The organism is Vibrio profundi, from assembly GCF_043642225.1.
In the GTDB taxonomy this organism is placed as follows: Bacteria; Pseudomonadota; Gammaproteobacteria; order Enterobacterales; family Vibrionaceae; genus Vibrio; species Vibrio profundi_A.
In genome coordinates, this window is the sequence record NZ_JBHZSF010000010.1 from 53,140 (window position 1) to 70,172 (window position 17,033).

Annotated in this window: 12 protein-coding genes; 9 read left to right on the forward strand and 3 right to left on the reverse strand. The window is 44.1% G+C overall.

The annotated features are described in order from the left end of the window. Positions 1-69 precede the first annotated feature (69 nt). From der to ACHUFI_RS15285, 3 genes are all read left to right on the forward strand, one after another. Positions 70-1,551 (forward strand): ribosome biogenesis GTPase Der, encoded by a 1,482-nt coding sequence (gene der / locus ACHUFI_RS15275; RefSeq protein ID WP_394250603.1) that lies wholly within the window; start codon positions 70-72, stop codon positions 1,549-1,551. Positions 1,552-1,650: 99 nt separating this feature from the next. Further along, on the forward strand, positions 1,651-2,529 hold the full coding sequence (locus ACHUFI_RS15280) for an alanine--tRNA ligase (RefSeq protein WP_394250605.1): 879 nt from the start codon (positions 1,651-1,653) through the stop codon (positions 2,527-2,529). 304 nt (positions 2,530-2,833) lie between these two features. Then, positions 2,834-3,061, forward strand: coding sequence for a zinc ribbon domain-containing protein (locus ACHUFI_RS15285; protein WP_394250607.1), 228 nt, complete (start codon positions 2,834-2,836; stop codon positions 3,059-3,061). Between the two features lie 91 nt (positions 3,062-3,152). Here ACHUFI_RS15285 and xseA read toward each other — a convergent pair whose 3' ends face one another. After that, positions 3,153-4,493, reverse strand: coding sequence for an exodeoxyribonuclease VII large subunit (gene xseA / locus ACHUFI_RS15290; protein ID WP_394250609.1), 1,341 nt, complete (start codon positions 4,491-4,493; stop codon positions 3,153-3,155). A gap of 244 nt (positions 4,494-4,737) precedes the next feature. On the opposite strand from xseA, the gene guaB reads away from it, so the two are divergent. From guaB to ACHUFI_RS15305, 3 genes are all read left to right on the forward strand, one after another. Next, complete coding sequence (gene guaB / locus ACHUFI_RS15295; protein WP_394250611.1) at positions 4,738-6,201, forward strand: IMP dehydrogenase; 1,464 nt, start codon at positions 4,738-4,740, stop codon at positions 6,199-6,201. Between the two features lie 118 nt (positions 6,202-6,319). Next, on the forward strand, positions 6,320-7,873 hold the full coding sequence (guaA, locus tag ACHUFI_RS15300; RefSeq protein ID WP_394250613.1) for a glutamine-hydrolyzing GMP synthase: 1,554 nt from the start codon (positions 6,320-6,322) through the stop codon (positions 7,871-7,873). A 245-nt stretch (positions 7,874-8,118) separates the two neighbouring features. Then, a complete protein-coding gene (locus ACHUFI_RS15305) occupies positions 8,119-9,858 on the forward strand; it encodes a chitinase (protein WP_394250615.1) in 1,740 nt (579 codons plus the stop codon). A 49-nt stretch (positions 9,859-9,907) separates the two neighbouring features. On the opposite strand, the gene ACHUFI_RS15310 is transcribed toward ACHUFI_RS15305, so the two are convergent. Beyond that, a complete protein-coding gene (locus ACHUFI_RS15310; protein WP_394250617.1) occupies positions 9,908-10,888 on the reverse strand; it encodes an ABC transporter substrate-binding protein in 981 nt (326 codons plus the stop codon). Positions 10,889-10,988: 100 nt separating this feature from the next. On the opposite strand from ACHUFI_RS15310, the gene ACHUFI_RS15315 reads away from it, so the two are divergent. Beyond that, entirely contained in the window at positions 10,989-12,926 is a 1,938-nt protein-coding gene (locus ACHUFI_RS15315) for a PAS domain-containing sensor histidine kinase (RefSeq protein WP_394250619.1), read from the forward strand. Positions 12,927-12,938: 12 nt separating this feature from the next. Here ACHUFI_RS15315 and ACHUFI_RS15320 read toward each other — a convergent pair whose 3' ends face one another. Continuing rightward, a complete protein-coding gene (locus ACHUFI_RS15320; protein ID WP_394250806.1) occupies positions 12,939-14,483 on the reverse strand; it encodes a DUF3369 domain-containing protein in 1,545 nt (514 codons plus the stop codon). 213 nt (positions 14,484-14,696) lie between these two features. Here ACHUFI_RS15320 and ACHUFI_RS15325 point away from each other — a divergent pair, with 213 nt between their 5' ends. After that, positions 14,697-16,229: a Na+/H+ antiporter NhaC family protein gene (locus ACHUFI_RS15325; protein ID WP_394250620.1), complete on the forward strand. Its 1,533-nt coding sequence runs from the start codon at positions 14,697-14,699 to the stop codon at positions 16,227-16,229. Positions 16,230-16,415: 186 nt separating this feature from the next. Then, positions 16,416-17,012 (forward strand): acetate uptake transporter, encoded by a 597-nt coding sequence (locus tag ACHUFI_RS15330; RefSeq protein ID WP_394250622.1) that lies wholly within the window; start codon positions 16,416-16,418, stop codon positions 17,010-17,012. Positions 17,013-17,033 lie beyond the last annotated feature (21 nt).

The window sequence follows — 17,033 nt, forward strand, 5'->3', positions numbered from 1 at the left end:
TAAAAATTTAAGCTTGCTGGCAAGTGTTTACCTATAACTACATTAAGAAAAGAAATTGTAGAGGTTGTTATGGTACCTGTTGTTGCTCTAGTAGGGCGTCCGAACGTAGGTAAATCTACGTTATTTAACCGATTGACTCGAACTCGTGATGCATTGGTTGCGGATTTCCCTGGCTTAACGCGTGACCGTAAATATGGCCAAGCTCAGCTTGGTGAACACGAATTCATTGTGATTGACACTGGTGGTATCGATGGTACTGAAGAAGGTGTTGAAACAAAGATGGCAGAACAGTCATTAGCAGCGATCGATGAAGCTGATGTTGTACTGTTCATGGTAGATGGCCGTGCTGGCTTAACACCTTCTGATGAAGCGATTGCCGCTCACCTACGCAAGATAGAAAAGCCATCAATGCTTGTTGTAAATAAGGTTGACGGTATTGATGCAGATGCTGCAAGCGCTGACTTCTGGCGTCTTGGTGTTGATGATATGTACCAAATCGCAGCAGCTCACGGTCGTGGCGTAACAGCGCTTATTGACCTTGCTTTGAACCCATTTGCAGAAGCGTTAAAAGCTGAAAATGGTGAAATCAGTGATTTGACTGAGTTTGAAGACGAAGAAGCAGAACAGCTAGATTTCACTGAAGAAGAAGCTGAAGCTGAATTTAAGCGTCTTCAAGACCAACCTATCAAGCTTGCAATCATTGGTCGCCCAAATGTTGGTAAGTCTACACTGACAAACCGCATCTTAGGTGAAGAGCGTGTGGTTGTGTACGATATGCCAGGCACTACGCGCGACTCTATTTATATCCCAATGCAGCGTGATGAGCGTGAATACGTACTGATTGATACTGCAGGTGTTCGTCGCCGTAAAAACATTAACGAAACCGTTGAGAAGTTCTCGGTAGTTAAAACGTTAAAAGCGGTTGAAGATGCTAACGTCGTGCTATTAGTGATCGATGCTCGCGAAAACATTTCTGATCAAGACCTAAGCTTACTTGGCTTTGCATTGAACGCAGGTCGTTCAATCGTTATTGCGGTTAACAAGTGGGATGGGCTAGATAATGATGTGAAAGAGCGTGTTAAGAAAGAACTAGATCGCCGTTTGGGCTTCGTTGATTTCGCACGTATCCACTTCATTTCTGCACTTCACGGTACTGGTGTTGGTCACTTGTTTGAGTCGGTAGAAGAAGCATATAAATCTGCGACGACTCGTGTTGGTACATCTGTTCTGACTCGTATCATGAAAATGGCTACAGACGATCACCAACCGCCTATGGTTCGTGGTCGCCGCGTGAAGCTGAAATATGCGCACGCTGGTGGTTATAACCCACCTATCGTTGTTGTGCACGGCAACCAAGTTCGTGAATTACCGGATTCATACAAGCGCTACTTGATGAACTACTACCGTCGTTCATTGGAAATCATGGGTACACCGATCCGTATCCAGTTCCAAAACAGTGAGAACCCGTTTGAAGGTAAGACTAACAAACTGACTATCTCTCAAGAGCGTAAACGTAAGCGTATGATGAGTATGATGAAAGGTCGTAAGTAACCTTAACAAAATTTGAAAATACCCAAGCTTCGACTTGGGTATTTTTTTAAGTAAAATTTGTACCTACTAATAATTTAAAAATAAAGACAACGGACAGCAATGAACATGTCAGCAACCACAACTCAGTTTTGTCACCAAACTTGGTCATTAGAAAGCCAAATACAACTGGTGAAGTACCTAGAAGATGTGACTTATGTAGTCACCCAAAGCACACCATTTCATCCTGTTAGCCATATATGGCCAGATCACCCCGCCGATAGAGGCTACGGAGAAGTGAACGGTCAGCAGTATCCAGTTATCGATTGCTTGGTTGGAGCGATTGAATTGGAAAGTGGTGAGCTTTATGTCGGGGAATCAATCCCGGTTAAGCGTGATACGGAAGGGTGGGCGTTTGTAGTGGTGCATTGCTTGCCAGTAAATTCAATGGTTACTGCTGATACCCCGATTACGTGGGTAGTTGATCAAGATTATCAAGATAGCTTAAGCCGTGGACATAGTGCTGGGCATTTTGCGTTTTTAGCATTAAACAAAGTATTGGATCAACATTATTGGCGGAAGGATGCAGATCGTAAAGACTCTTTAGGGCATTACGACTTTAATAGTTACGCTCAAGAAACAAGTTTCGTTACACCTAATCTGTGCACTGATACTTATCGTCTAGGTAAAACCCTGAGAAAGCGTGGTTTGAATGTCGCAGATATGGTGAGTGACCTCGAGGGCATTCAACTACAGGTGAATAATCAGTTAAAAATGTGGTTTAGCGATATTATTTGCGTGTCAATGAGACTGGAAGGAGAAACTCTTACTGACTCCCGTTATTGGGAGTGTGAGATAAAAGGAGAGGGATCCGTTTCTATTCCATGTGGTGGAACGCACGTGAAAAGTAGCTCAGAGCTAAGTGGTATAAGGGTTTGCTTAACGATGCTCGATGCTCAAAATGTTCAAATGCAGACTTTTGTAGATGGAATATCCAGATAACATTGGATTGTTATAAAACTCTGAAATATTCATTTTTAAATAATTTATAGGTTTTTTGTGCTATTTAAAATTGAAATGCAGCACATGTAACTTATGCTTTCGGGGTGTGGTGATATAAATATTCTTTTAAGGGTAGATCGCTGATCAAATAAGATAAAGCAAATGATCAAGTTAGGATCTTTATGATGTAAGAAAGCATAAAGCTCTGGGCAGGCACCAAGGCGTACATTTACAGAAGTTAGATCAAAACATCGAGCCAACTTTAAAGTAAAGTATAGTGAAAAGAATGATCAAAGTGGTACATATGAACGAGAATCAATGCCCAAAGTGTAATCAGGATCTAACTTGGAACGGTCGCTATGAGTGCGGTAAATGTAAGACACACTATACAAAGCTAGCCTACTGTCCTGATTGCGACTCTCAATTAGAGAAGTTACAAGCGTGTGGATCTGCGAGCTATTTTTGTAATGGTGACTGTAACGAGCTTAAGTCTAAGTCGAGAGTAAAATTCGAGTTTCAACCTGTGGAATAACTCATTCACTTAGTTTTCTTATTAGATACAAAAAAGCCCTGTCGATTATCGATAGGGCTTTCTCGTTATATACATTCGAATCGGCTTTAAACTAGTTCTTAGATACTCTTGCTGTTACTTGCGAGCTAATCACGCCATCTTCAACCTGAGTGGTGATCACTTCACCTACTTCGACATCGTTAACCGATGACACAGTCTTGCTCGATTCTGAATGAGTAATGCTGTAGCCACGCTTTAGGGTTGCCAGTGGACTAACGGTCTCTAATTTCTCGGCTGCCATGGCTAGCTGGTGGCGAGTCGTTAGTAGTGTCTTATCCATCGCATCTAATAGCTTTTGCTCAGAACGTTGCAGATGCAGTTTTTGTTCACTCAAGCGCTTAACAGGCGAGTTCAATTGAAGCTGATGCTGCTTACGTTCGACACGCTGTGCATGCTGCTTTAGGTATTGAGCCATACCGCGACGCAGACGCATGTCTAGATCATCAAGCTGCTGACTTTGCTTTTGCAGTTGGTAGCTAGGGTGTTGTCTTTCTAAGCGGTGTTTCAATGCTTGAGTCGACTGCGCTTGCTTCATTAACACATGGCGAATCGCACTCACTAAGCGAGCACGTTTAGAGGCAAAAGCTTGTTCTTTATGACTGTTGTCACGGCTAACTAATTCAGCCGCCGCTGATGGAGTAGGGGCGCGCATATCAGCAACAAAGTCAGCAATCGTCACATCCACTTCGTGGCCGACTGCGCTGATGATTGGAATCTGGCTTGCTGCAATTGTGCGAGCAACGATCTCGTTATTGAAACACCATAAGTCTTCTAATGAACCGCCGCCACGACCCACGATCAATACATCACATTCGCTGCGCTCATTGGCACGTCCAATCGCTTGAGCGATCTGAATCGAAGCTCCTTCACCTTGTACCATGGTCGGATATACGATGACTGGCAATGAAGGGTCGCGTCTCTTGAGAACATCAAGAATATCGAAGAGGGCTGCGCCTGTTTTAGAGGTGATGACACCAACGCATTTAGGGTGTTCTGGGAGAATTTGTTTACTGGATTGAGCAAATAGCCCTTCTGCAGCGAGGTTCATCTTCAGCTTTTCAAACTCTTGCTGAAGCTTACCATCACCCTCTGGCTGCATGCTTTCGATGATTAGTTGATAGTCACCGCGTGGCTCATAAAGAGACAAACGTGCTTTGACTAAAACTTGATTGCCGTTCTGAGGCTTAAAGGTGACTCGTCGGTTATTGCCACGAAACATGGCGCACTTAACTTGAGCGCGAGAGTCTTTAAGCGTGAGGTACCAGTGACCAGAGACAGGTGCAGAGAAGTTTGAGATTTCACCAACGAGCCAGACTATTCCCATTTCGTTTTCTAATAGGAGACGAACCTCTGAGTTGAGGCGAGAAACAGTAAAGATGTTTGGATTAGTCATAAAAGCACTATCTTTCCTTGAAGGAAGGTCTTTCTTAGAATCTCACAGGGCGTGAGTATGGAAGATAGCGGCAATATAATACATAGCAAGGGGGTAAATGCAAATTAAAAATACAAAAATGTGTAGCCAAGCGATTTCGCCGTGCGTATAATCCGTCTGCAATATCAAATCCAAATCACTTTATTATGCGAAACGATAAAGTTGGGTTTACTCCTTTTAACACCTTTGTTGTGAGATATTGCAAATGCTACGAATCGCAAAAGAAGCTTTAACTTTTGATGACGTTTTACTCGTCCCAGCACACTCAACCGTTCTTCCGAACACAGCTGATCTTCGCACTCAGTTAACGAAAAACATTTCTTTAAACATCCCAATGATCTCTGCATCGATGGATACTGTTACGGAAGCACGCCTAGCAATTGCCCTTGCGCAAGAAGGTGGCATTGGCTTTATTCATAAGAATATGTCAATCGAGCAGCAAGCTGAAATGGTTCGCCAGGTTAAAATTTACGAAGCTGGTGTGGTTTCTCACCCAGTAACTGTAAATCCTGACGCGACAATCGCTGATGTTGTAGCCCTTACCCAAAAACACGGCTTTGCCGGTTTCCCTGTTGTTACTGAAACAAACGAATTGGTTGGTATTATTACTGGCCGTGATGTTCGCTTTGTTACTGACCTTTCTAAGAAAGTTGATGTAGTAATGACGCCTAAAGCTCGCCTTGCTTCTGTTAAAGAAGGTGCAACTCGTGAAGAAGTTCAAGAGAAAATGCATGAAGCGCGTGTTGAAAAAGTTCTTGTTGTAAATGATGACTTCCAACTAACTGGAATGATCACTGCAAAAGATTTCCACAAAGCAGAACGTAAACCAAACGCTTGTAAAGATGAGCGCGGCAGCCTACGTGTAGGTGCAGCTGTTGGTGCTGGTGCTGGTAACGAAGAGCGCGTTGCTGCTCTAGTTGAAGCTGGCGTAGACGTTCTACTTATCGACTCTTCACACGGTCACTCTGAAGGCGTACTCAACCGTATCCGCGAAACTCGCGCTGCATACCCTGATCTACAAATCATCGGTGGTAACGTAGCAACTGGCGCTGGCGCTCGTGCTCTTATCGAAGCGGGTGTTAGTGCGGTTAAAGTAGGTATCGGCCCAGGTTCAATCTGTACGACTCGTATCGTTACTGGTGTTGGTGTTCCTCAAGTAACAGCAATCGCAGACGCAGCTGAAGTTGCAAACGAATACGGTATTCCAGTAATCGCAGATGGCGGTATCCGCTTCTCTGGCGATATCTGTAAAGCTATCGTTGCTGGCGCATCTTGTGTGATGGTTGGTTCAATGTTCGCGGGTACTGAAGAAGCACCGGGTGAGGTTATCCTTTACAACGGTCGTTCTTACAAGTCTTACCGTGGTATGGGTTCTCTTGGCGCTATGTCTCAAGGCTCTTCTGACCGTTACTTCCAATCTGACAACGCTGCAGACAAGCTTGTTCCAGAAGGTATTGAAGGTCGTATCGCATACAAAGGTCGCCTAAAAGAAATCGTTCACCAGCAAATGGGTGGTTTACGTTCAAGCATGGGCCTAACAGGTTCTGCGACGATTGAAGACATGCGTACTAAAGCTGAATTCGTACGTATCTCTGGTGCGGGCATGAAAGAGTCTCACGTACACGACGTTCAAATCACTAAAGAAGCACCAAACTACCGTTTAGGTTAATTGGATTACGTTGAGTTCAACAAACTCAACGTAAACGTTTGCTTTATCTCTTGAAGAGTTAATGTGAGGCGAGTACACTCGCCTCCGTTTCATCACTTAGCTTATAAGACTGCTTAAAATGACTAAAAATATTCATGACCAACGTATTCTAATTCTAGATTTCGGCTCTCAGTACACGCAGCTTGTTGCGCGTCGTATTCGTGAGATCGGTGTTTACTGTGAACTTTGGAGCTGGGACGTAGAAGAAGCGGATATTCGTGAATTCAATCCAGACGGTATCATCCTATCTGGTGGCCCTGAAAGTGTAACGGAAGAGAACTCTCCACGTGCACCTCAGTACGTATTTGATTCAGGTGTTCCTGTATTCGGTATTTGCTACGGCATGCAAACTATGGCTGAGCAACTTGGCGGTAAAGTAGCAACGTCTACTGAGCGCGAGTTCGGCTACGCTGCTGTACAAGTGACTGGTGAATCTGCACTTTTCGCTGACCTTGAGTCTACTCAAGATGTTTGGATGAGCCACGGCGACAAAGTAGTTGAGATTCCAGCTGATTTTACAAAGATCGCTGAAACAGACACTTGCCCATACGCTGCAATGGCAAACGAAGAGAAGAAGTACTTCGGTGTTCAATTCCACCCAGAAGTAACACACACTAAAAACGGCCTGAAAATGCTTGAGAACTTCGTTCTTAACGTATGTGGTTGTGAAGGTCTGTGGACTTCAGCTTCAATCATTGAAGATGCAGTTGCACGTATTAAAGAACAAGTAGGTGACGACGAAGTTATCCTTGGCCTTTCTGGCGGTGTTGATTCATCTGTAGTTGCGATGCTTGCTCACCGTGCTATCGGCGACAAACTAACATGTGTATTTGTTGATAACGGCCTTCTTCGTCTAAACGAAGCTGAGCAAGTTATGGATATGTTTGGCGACCAGTTTGGCCTAAACATCATCAAAGTAGATGCAGAAGATCGTTTCCTTAAAGCTCTGGAAGGCGAAGCTGAACCAGAAGCTAAGCGTAAGATCATTGGTCACGTATTCGTAGATATCTTCGATGAAGAGTCTAAGAAACTGTCTAATGCTAAATGGCTTGCTCAGGGTACTATCTACCCAGACGTAATCGAGTCTGCAGCATCTAAGACAGGTAAAGCACACGTAATCAAATCTCACCACAACGTTGGTGGCCTTCCTGATGATATGGAAATGGGTCTTGTTGAGCCTCTACGTGAGCTGTTTAAAGATGAAGTACGTAAGATCGGTCTAGAGCTTGGTCTTCCATACAACATGCTTTACCGCCACCCATTCCCAGGTCCAGGTCTAGGTGTTCGTGTTCTTGGTGAAATCAAGAAAGAGTACTGTGATCTACTGCGTCGCGCAGATGCTATCTTCATTGAAGAGCTTCACGCTGCTGACCTTTACCACAAAGTATCTCAAGCATTCACGGTATTCCTACCAGTACGCTCTGTTGGTGTAATGGGTGATGGCCGTAAGTACGATTGGGTTGTGTCTTTACGTGCTGTAGAAACTATCGACTTCATGACTGCTCATTGGGCACACCTACCATACGACTTCCTAGGTAAGGTTTCTAACCGTATCATTAACGAAGTAGATGGTATTTCACGTGTTGTTTACGATATTTCTGGTAAGCCACCAGCAACTATCGAGTGGGAATAATTCCGACTAACTATATGAATATGCTCTAATAACATACTCATAAATAAGAAGCCTCAAACACTGTTTGAGGCTTTTTTGTTATTTGGAGCAGGTGTACATTTAGTTTGTAGCACAATGAAAGGTAATTTATAAATTAGCCCAAGTCTGTCGCATTTATTTACAATTACTATCTGTTGTTCTGTCTTCATTATTCAGACCTATCTACTCTCTTATTGACTTATTATGGACAAATAAGAGAACCCTATATGTTTAAAACTAAATATTTAACTGCGGCATTAGGATGCGCAATCGCTACCAGTGGTTTCGTCTCTATGACTGCCAATGCAGCAATGAATATCCAGCCTGATCCTCAAAATCCTACTGGTTATCTTGTTTCAAGAGCGGATCTCCAAGCCGCAGAACAAGCGCAGACTTCAGACCCTATGTATGCGATTTGGTCACAAGCCTTACAAACCCGTTCGAATACGATAGTAGAAGCGATTGTTCCGGGAGCAGCTTCAAACCCAGACAACGTAAAACGTGTCGAGCGTGTGTTTCCTCAATCTGAGTGGGACTTCCTAACGCAAATGGCCGCACCTGAATACACGTATACACGCTTCTTACGTGCCGTGGGTAAGTTCCCCGCATTTTGTGGCGAGTACACCGATGGACGTGATTCTGATGCTATCTGTAAGAAATCCATCATCACGGCGTTTGCACATTTCTCTCAAGAGACAGGCGGCCATATTGCCATTGATAATACGTCGGATAATCCATTAGCGTTAGAAGAGTGGCAGCAAGCACTTGTGCACGTTCGTGAAATGGGGTGGTCTGAAGGTCAGGAAGGTTACACCACAGGTTGTGGCCAAAATGATTGGCAAAATGCACGCTGGCCATGTGCCGCGGGGCAAGGTTACTTCGGTCGTGGTGCTAAACAACTTTCTTACCACTTTAACTACGGCGCGTTCTCTGAAGTGATGTTCGATGGTGATGCGACGGTTCTTCTCAATAACCCGGGACTGGTGGCTGATTCTTGGCTGAACTTGGCATCGGCAATTTGGTTCTTCCTGACTCCACAGGCTCCTAAGCCAGCGATGCTGCATGTGATTGACCGCACTTGGAGCCCATCTCAGCGCGAAATTGATGCCGGTATTGGTTACGGGTTTGGTACTACGATCAATGTAATTAATGGTGGCATTGAGTGTGGTGAACAGAATAAGACGAAAGGTCAGCCTGTTAACCGTATTCGTTATTGGGAAGGGCTAGCTGTACACTACCAGATCCCAGTAGAAGCGGACGAGAAAAACACTTGTTGGCAGCAAACGCCTTACGGCAGCTTGAACTTGAATGGTGCGACGGATGTGCTGTACACCAACTGGGATGGTAACTGGAAGTATTATGCAGACCGACCTGAAGGTTACTCATTTGAGTGTGAACTGGTTGGGTTCCAAACTGCGTACTCGGCACTAGTACCAGGTGATTACGAGAAATGTGTAACGAACTTCTATGGTTCGCACGCAAGTTGGCCAGAAGTTAAGGTTGTCGATAAACTGGATCCAATTGACCCGGGTACTAACCCTGGTGGCAATGGCTGGGATGCAAATAAAGTTTACAATACGGGCGATCAAGTAACATCTAACGGTGCGACTTACGAAGCGAAGTGGTGGACTCAAGGTGATGATCCGGCTAACGGCGGTCCTTGGAAATTAGTATCAGGTGAGCCTACGCCTCCAGTGGTAACCGACCCAACTCCAGTTGATCCTCCGGTAACAGAACCTGAACCACCAGTCGTGACTAACCCGCCTGTTACAGAACCGCCGGTGACTGAGCCACCTGTCGTTGTTGACCCGTCGGTATTTATCACGTGGGAACCAGGTGTGAGCCAAGTGAGTGACGGTGATAAAGTGACATACCAAGGTAAGTGTTTTGTTGCGAAAAATGGCCCAGGAGTGTGGGAATCACCAGTCCAATCTAATTGGTTCTGGGATGAGATAAGCTGTCAGTAATGGATAGTTAATTTTTGCTAGCTTAGGGAGTGAGGATTCACTCCCTTTTTTATTCAGATTCCGAAATGGCTTCCCAATGTGTTGGTGGAGTCAGCCCCCACCGCTTCATTTCAAATGGGCTGTATATGGCTTTACCTTGTTTACCGATATGAATCGGTACTTGGTTGGTTTCGGTACCGCTCAGTACCTGATTGACCATCTTACCCGCGTCTTCTCCTTGGCTTTTGCCAAATAAAACCACACCACCTGCTGTCATACCCTTTCCAACCGAGAAATCCCAAAAACCAAAAATGGGGACGGGGGAGTGCTGATTGGTCCAAGCCATCACAGTATTGGAATCCACATTGTTACCGTCACTATCAATAAGGGTGTGATAAAGGCCGATGACAATCGCCGAAAATCCGCGATGTTTTGCTTGGCTGACAAGATTTTTCCACTCATCTTTCGTTTTAACGTTTTTTATTTCTACGCCAGCCTTCAAATTGCCTCTTACGGATTGGTACTTCTGCGATATGAACTTTTTCGCAATTTTTGATGTTACGCCTGAGTCGAATAACACCAAAATCTCCCCTTGTTTATTGGGCAGTAAATTACCGATTTCATTAATACTTTTTATAAGTAACGGCTGCTCTAAGACGCCTGTGATTTTTGCTTTCCCTTGGTAACGTGACAACAACTTACGAGGGTTGGAGTTGATGCCAAGGAACACAATGGTAATCGGCTCTTTGTACAGTTTAGGTAGCATATATTTTAATGCATTGTCGTCACCTAGTATGACCACTTTAGGCTTTATCTGGTGGTAATAAAGGTAGGCTTTGTCTGCCATTTTGGGGTATTCACTCTCGGGCAGGCGTTTAGTATCCATTTGAAATGTATGAATGTGGTGTTGTGGGTTTATGGTCTCCGATAGTCCTTCAACATAGTCTTGGTCCCAAGGGTATTCGGAGTGATAGCTTTCTATCACAAGTACATTGGCTCCAAATACAGGAGCTGCCAGTAAGCAGAAAATTAAGGATAGGCAGGCTTTCATAGCAATTTATTTCATCGAGAAACCATGCTTTAAGTGTAGCTAAGCTATTCGCTTCTATACTGAAAAGTGTGCCTCGATTTGGCATAAGGAGCGCAAAGCAATGAGCCGAACGAAAAAGTTTGAAGACAGCGATAGTAATCCGATTTATAGCCGAATAGGGCGACGCATCATATTAATCATGGTGTTGTTGAGTGGCATGGTGACTCTACTTGGTACCACCATTCAACTTTACTGGGATTACAACCGTGAGTTCAACAGTGTGGAGCAAAGACAACAAGAGCTAGAATCGGTGCATGCTGAATTACTTGCGGCATCTCTTTGGAGCTATGATCTGGTGTTGCTTCAACAAAAACTAGAGGGGCTTATTAACTTACCTAAGGTGAATTATTTAGAAATTCGCTCTGGGAGCTATAAATTTTCTGCGGGAGAACAAGTCGAGCAATACCCGATCAAAGCCGAATTTCCTTTACAGTACCATTCGCAAATTGATGATGAAGTCGAAGTGCTAGGGGTTCTGTATATGGAGTCCAGTGGAGAGGAAATCTATACCTATTTGATCAGGCAGTTTCTCATCACTTTGGTTATCAATGCGATTAAGACCACGATAGTGTGTTATTTGATCCTCATGGTTTTCCACAAGAGCGTGAATCGACGTATTTTTGCGGTAGCGACCTATTTACGGAAATATAACCCTCGTCATCCAAGTGAGCCTTTAGACCTCCCATATCAGCCATGGGTGATGGAAAAAGACGATGAGCTAAAATGGTTGGCTGATGAAACGAATAAAATCACTTCTAACATAAGTTTGTTGTACAACAATATCCGTTTTGAACAAGAACGCTTTGCTGACTTTGCCGCGGTTTCCTCTGATTGGTTATGGGAAACAGATGAGATTGGACGATTGGTTTTTGTGTCGGAAACCATGCAGCAAACGTTGAAGATTGAATTAGATAAACACCCTTTTATTAAAGATGTCGTTGGCTTGGGAAACGCTTACGAGCTGCACTCTTTATTTAGTAAGCAAAAAGATTTTTCCATGTGTGAAGTGATTATTGAAACTGGTGAGCAAAGAAAGTACATGTTTTTCCAAGGGATGAGTGTGGCTGATGAGGATGATAAATTCAAAGGGTTTCGAGGAAGTTCGATTGATGTGACGGCTTTAAAACAAGCTCAACATGGATTGGAAGACCTGAATCAAAATCTCGAGAAGAAAGTTACAGAACGAACTCTGGATCTTGAACAAAGCATGCAGCGTTTAGAAGAAGCTCAAGGGCAGTTAATTGAATCAGAGAAATTGGCAGCGCTTGGTGGCTTAGTCGCCGGTGTGGCTCATGAAGTGAACACACCTCTTGGCATTGCGGTAACGGCTTCGTCACTGATTAAAGAGTCGTGTCATGAATTGAATAGTGCGTTCAATTCGCAAACCTTAACCAGCCAGCAATTCGCCACTATCATGGAGCAGATGGGACAAGCCAGTGAGTTGCTAGAAGACAATTTGAACCGTGGTGCTAAGTTGATCCGAGATTTTAAACAGACAGCGGTAGACCAAGTCTCTGAAAATCGCTGCCAGTTTAACGTGAGTCAAACGTTGCATGCGTTGGTTGCCAGCTTACACCCTGAAACTCGTAAGATCCCCGTCGCTCCTCAGTTAGAGGGCAATGCATCTATTACGATGAATAGTTTACCTGGTGTATTAACACAAGTTGTGTCGAATCTGATCCTCAATAGTGTCAATCATGCGTTCTCAGAGCAGACCCAAGCGCAAATATCGCTGTCGTTTTCTTTGGTTGATGACAATGTCGTGTTTGTCTACAAAGACAATGGTTGTGGTGTCGATAAGTCATTACATCAGAAAATCTTTGAACCTTTTTTCACTAGTCGAAGAGGGGAAGGGGGCTCTGGGTTAGGGCTTAATTTGGTGTTCAATTTGATCCATCAGAAACTCGCGGGTCAGTTGAGTTTTGAGTCTGAGTTAGGTGAAGGCGTCACCTTTACTTTCACAGTACCGCAAAAGTTGCCTCAAAATATTGGGAAGTAGAGAACGAGTTGATCAGTCGGGGTGATCTTCACGAATCTTGATGAAGTCATCCCAATACTCGATCAGTAAATCTACTAGCTTGGGCTCAAAGTGTTTGCCTTTCTGAGCCACTATTTCATTACGAATATCTTCGTCAGACCATGGCTGCTTATAGCTACGTTTAGAGCCGAGAGCGTCGAAAACATCGGCCAAAGCGGTAATTCGGCCAGAAATTGGGATTTCAAATTGGCTAAGGTTTGCTGGGTATCCAGAACCATCCCATTTTTCATGGTGATATTGAGCAATGTCTTTTGCGACAGATATTAGCTTACGTTTGGACTGGCTGAGAATATCGACCCCATATTCGACATGTTTTTGCATGATGGCCCATTCTTCGGCATCTAGCTTACCGGGTTTATGAAGGATGCTATCAGGTATGGCGACTTTCCCTACATCGTGTAGAGGCGAGGCGTGTTTGATCATCTGAGCTTCATTACTCGGCAAACCGTATAGGTCGGCTAAGCGTTCACTGAACAACGATACTCGTTGAACGTGAGCGCCAGTTTCTTTACTTCTCGCTTCAACGGCGTTGGCAAGGTTGTAGACAAGCTCTTTAGAGGTCTCACGAAGGTCGACCAGTAGGTTAAGGTTTTCGAACGTTAACCCAATATTGTGCATGTATATCTCTAAAAGCTGTTTGTCTAAATCACTGAGCTTGCTTGATATGTTGATATAAAGAAGGCTATCTACACCGGCTTCATCTGTCATATGGAAGACATAAGCATCGTCGAAGCTTTGGCTTTTTTGTTGATTGAGCGCGAATTGGCAGCGGTCAGCAACGTTCTCTGGGAGCACTTCAAATAAACACTCAGAATAGGAATCGACATAAGTGCCCGTTGCCGCCAAGGTGAGTGCTCGAGAGGCTTCTCCATCGGGCCTAGGTTTCACTAAACAATAAAAAGCAGAGGCATCCAATTGGATTAAGGAAGTCAGCTGGCTCAGCACAGAAGACGCGTAATCTTTTAAGGTGGTGGTGTTTTGCACGTTCGCCGAAGCTTGGATCACTTTACTTAACCCCTCTTTTTGCACTTCTATCGTGGTGAGGTCTCGATAGGCGCGAAGCATCGAGTACAAGAGGGTTTTGAGCTTCTGCGTGGTCAGTTCCGTTTTCTCTTTGTAATCATCGATTTCGTATTCTTGGATCACAAAATCTTCTGGGGCTTGCCCTGCTTGTCCTGTTCGTAACACTAAACGAATCTTGGTATTTTTCAGCTCTTCTCGGATGAATTTTATTACGTCCAACCCAGCATGATCATGCTCCATCACTACATCAACTAAGGCTAAAGCGATGTCTGGTTGTTGGCTTAGGATCTCTTTTGCTTCAATACCCGAATAGGCGGAAATGATCTCTAACTTTTTTCCTTGAAAATGGAAGTTTGTTAGCACGAGTTTAGTGACTTGATGCATTTGCTCGTCATCATCCACCAACAGAACTTTCCAAGGGGCAATATCCTTGTTGGTTTGAGCTGGTGGTGTAGGTGTTTGAGAGGGCTCACGGTGATCGGCAAACAAATCCATATGCTGTCTCGGCTTAAAGTTTACGTCCTGTCTTATAGGTTTAGCATATTTCATAGAGATACGTATGAAATCACCATAATGTCATTGTTTTTTAATGCGGCTTTGAGTCCAAAGTTATTGTTTAGGGAATAAAGTTCTGTACTGATGTTTGCTTTGAATATATATTCATTTTTAATTGCTAACTATGTTTATTTTTAGGAGCGTGGTGTACCTATGGAACAAACGGATATAACTTCATTACTGCCCATTATTGTGACTTTAATGTTGTCGCTAACCACACGTAATGTTGTCGTGGGATTATTTGCTGGTGTGTTAACTGGCGTCACAATGCTCACAGGGGCATTTAGTGAATTGAACCCTCTAGCCACTTTTGGGGTTATGGTTAAAAGCTACTTAGTCCCTCAATTGACTGATAGTTACAACGCTGGCGTGATCATGCTATTGGTGTTCATTGGTGGTTTTGTTGCGCTGATGGAAAAATCTGGCGGGGGAGTAGCGTTTGCCCAGAAGGTAACCACTTGGGTGAAAACAAAATGTCAGGCTCAAGTATCATCTTGGTTTGGCGGGATTATTATCTTCTTTTCAGATTTAGGTACCCCTCTGATCGTTGGCCCAGTTTTTCGTCCTTTATTTGATAAGCTCAAAATCTCCAGACAAAAATTGGCTTTTGTCATTGATTCAACTTCGTCTCCGGTCGCGATACTGATCCCGTTCATTGGGTGGGGTGTTTACATCATGGGCCTAATTCAAAAAGAGTTCACAGCATTAAGAGTTGAGATGTCGGATTGGGATGCGTTTATCGGTGCGATTCCATTTCAGTTGTACGCGTTCCTAGCCATTTTTATTGTCCCATTAGTGTCATTGAAAAAGTTGGATTTTGGTCCAATGGCAAAAGCGGAGCGCGATGCTAAGTTAGGTGTTATTTCACAGTCAGCGTCGGATTCTCTAAAAGTGTTCTCGCATAAAAATGCAAAGCCATCATTTGTGTGGGCTCCACTTTTAGTAATGGTCGTCGTGCTGTGTACTATGTTGGTCCCTCAAGGTTTCCCTTTTCAAAAAGTCGCAGGTTCTGCATTCAGAGCTGCGCTGTCGTCTGCGTATTTTTTTGCTGCCATTACCTTGATGTCATTGATGGCCTTTCACGGGGTAAGAAAGCTCAATGATGGTATTTCAGTGTACCTAAAAGGGATGGGAAACATGATGCCGGTTGCCATCATTCTTGTTCTTGCATGGGCGTTAAGCACTGTCGGGAAAGAGCTCGGTGCAGCGGCGTATATCGCGGAGCAAGCTCAAAGCGGTTTTCCATATTGGCTAGTGCCAGCGGTAGCCTTTTTGCTGTCAGCTATCATTTCGTTTGCGACGGGATCGTCTTGGGGAACTTTTGCGATCATGATGCCACTTGTGATTCCTACCGCGGTTGCCATTGACGCGCCGTTACTTGTCGCAATTGGCGCAGTGCTGTCTGGTGGGCTATTTGGAGATCACTGTTCGCCTATTTCAGAAACGACCATCTTGTCATCAACAGGCGCAGGGTGCGATCAATTTGAGCACTTTAAAACTCAGTTACCTTATGCACTGATGAATGGGGCAATTGCGCTTGGGTGCTTCGTTATCGCAGGTATCACCGCAAGTGCTTTAGTGGTTATTTTCGCTTTGTTCCTTCAAGTCATTGCCGTAACGGTTTTGTCACGGTTAGACAAGAAACGGACAGCCTCTCAGCCGACGGTCGTGAATCCGGCCAGCTAACTCACGGATTATCATTTTTATGAATGAATCAGAGGTCGAATGAGGCCTCTTTTTTATGTGAGATCATTTGTACAACCTTAGTTTTCGATTTCTTGATTTTCCTTACTGCCTGCTTATGAATTAAAATTTTCTTACAATTTTTATCGGTTTTTTTGATAACCAATCACAGAGTAAGGTAAATTCGTAATGTCGACCAAATTAGCAAACCCTGCGCCTCTTGGCCTAATGGGCTTCGGTATGACTACCATTTTGTTAAATATCCATAATGCTGGCTTCTTTCCAATTGATTCCATGATTTTGGCAATGGGTATCTTTTATGGTGGTTTGAGCCAAGTACTGGTTGGCATGATGTGCTTTAAACGTGGTGATACTTTCGGCACGACTGCATTTACTTCATATGGCTTATTCTGGTTAACGTTAGTTGGCTTGATTGTTATGCCTTATATGGGGCTGCCTGCAAGCCCAGCTAGTTTTATGGGTTGGTACTTGTTGCTTTGGGGTGTGTTCACTGGCTTTATGTTTATCGGCTCACTTTGCTACCCAGTGGCAAAGCAAGTGGTGTTTGGCTCTTTGACGATTCTTTTCTTCTTGTTGGCTGCTCGTGATTTCACAGGTAGTGAATTTATTGGAATGATCGCAGGCTTTGAAGGCATCTTCTGTGGTGCGTCTGCTATTTACTTCGCAATGGCTCAAGTAATTAATAATGAATATGGCCGCACTGTTATGCCAATCGGTGAGAAGAAAGCCGCTCCTCAAGTGATGACGCAAGAGATTGCAGCATAAGTCCTGTTGGTGTGAAAATAA

Excerpts from the sequence above, each read along its gene's own strand:
- der (WP_394250603.1), top strand. The coding sequence starts at position 70 with ATGGTACCTGTTGTTGCTCTAGTAGGGCGTCCGAACGTAGGTAAATCT.
- ACHUFI_RS15280 (WP_394250605.1), top strand. The coding sequence starts at position 1,651 with ATGAACATGTCAGCAACCACAACTCAGTTTTGTCACCAAACTTGGTCA.
- ACHUFI_RS15285 (WP_394250607.1), top strand. The coding sequence starts at position 2,834 with ATGAACGAGAATCAATGCCCAAAGTGTAATCAGGATCTAACTTGGAAC.
- xseA (WP_394250609.1), bottom strand. The coding sequence starts at position 4,493 with ATGACTAATCCAAACATCTTTACTGTTTCTCGCCTCAACTCAGAGGTT.
- guaB (WP_394250611.1), top strand. The coding sequence starts at position 4,738 with ATGCTACGAATCGCAAAAGAAGCTTTAACTTTTGATGACGTTTTACTC.
- guaA (WP_394250613.1), top strand. The coding sequence starts at position 6,320 with ATGACTAAAAATATTCATGACCAACGTATTCTAATTCTAGATTTCGGC.
- ACHUFI_RS15305 (WP_394250615.1), top strand. The coding sequence starts at position 8,119 with ATGTTTAAAACTAAATATTTAACTGCGGCATTAGGATGCGCAATCGCT.
- ACHUFI_RS15310 (WP_394250617.1), bottom strand. The coding sequence starts at position 10,888 with ATGAAAGCCTGCCTATCCTTAATTTTCTGCTTACTGGCAGCTCCTGTA.
- ACHUFI_RS15315 (WP_394250619.1), top strand. The coding sequence starts at position 10,989 with ATGAGCCGAACGAAAAAGTTTGAAGACAGCGATAGTAATCCGATTTAT.
- ACHUFI_RS15320 (WP_394250806.1), bottom strand. The coding sequence starts at position 14,483 with ATGGATTTGTTTGCCGATCACCGTGAGCCCTCTCAAACACCTACACCA.
- ACHUFI_RS15325 (WP_394250620.1), top strand. The coding sequence starts at position 14,697 with ATGGAACAAACGGATATAACTTCATTACTGCCCATTATTGTGACTTTA.
- ACHUFI_RS15330 (WP_394250622.1), top strand. The coding sequence starts at position 16,416 with ATGTCGACCAAATTAGCAAACCCTGCGCCTCTTGGCCTAATGGGCTTC.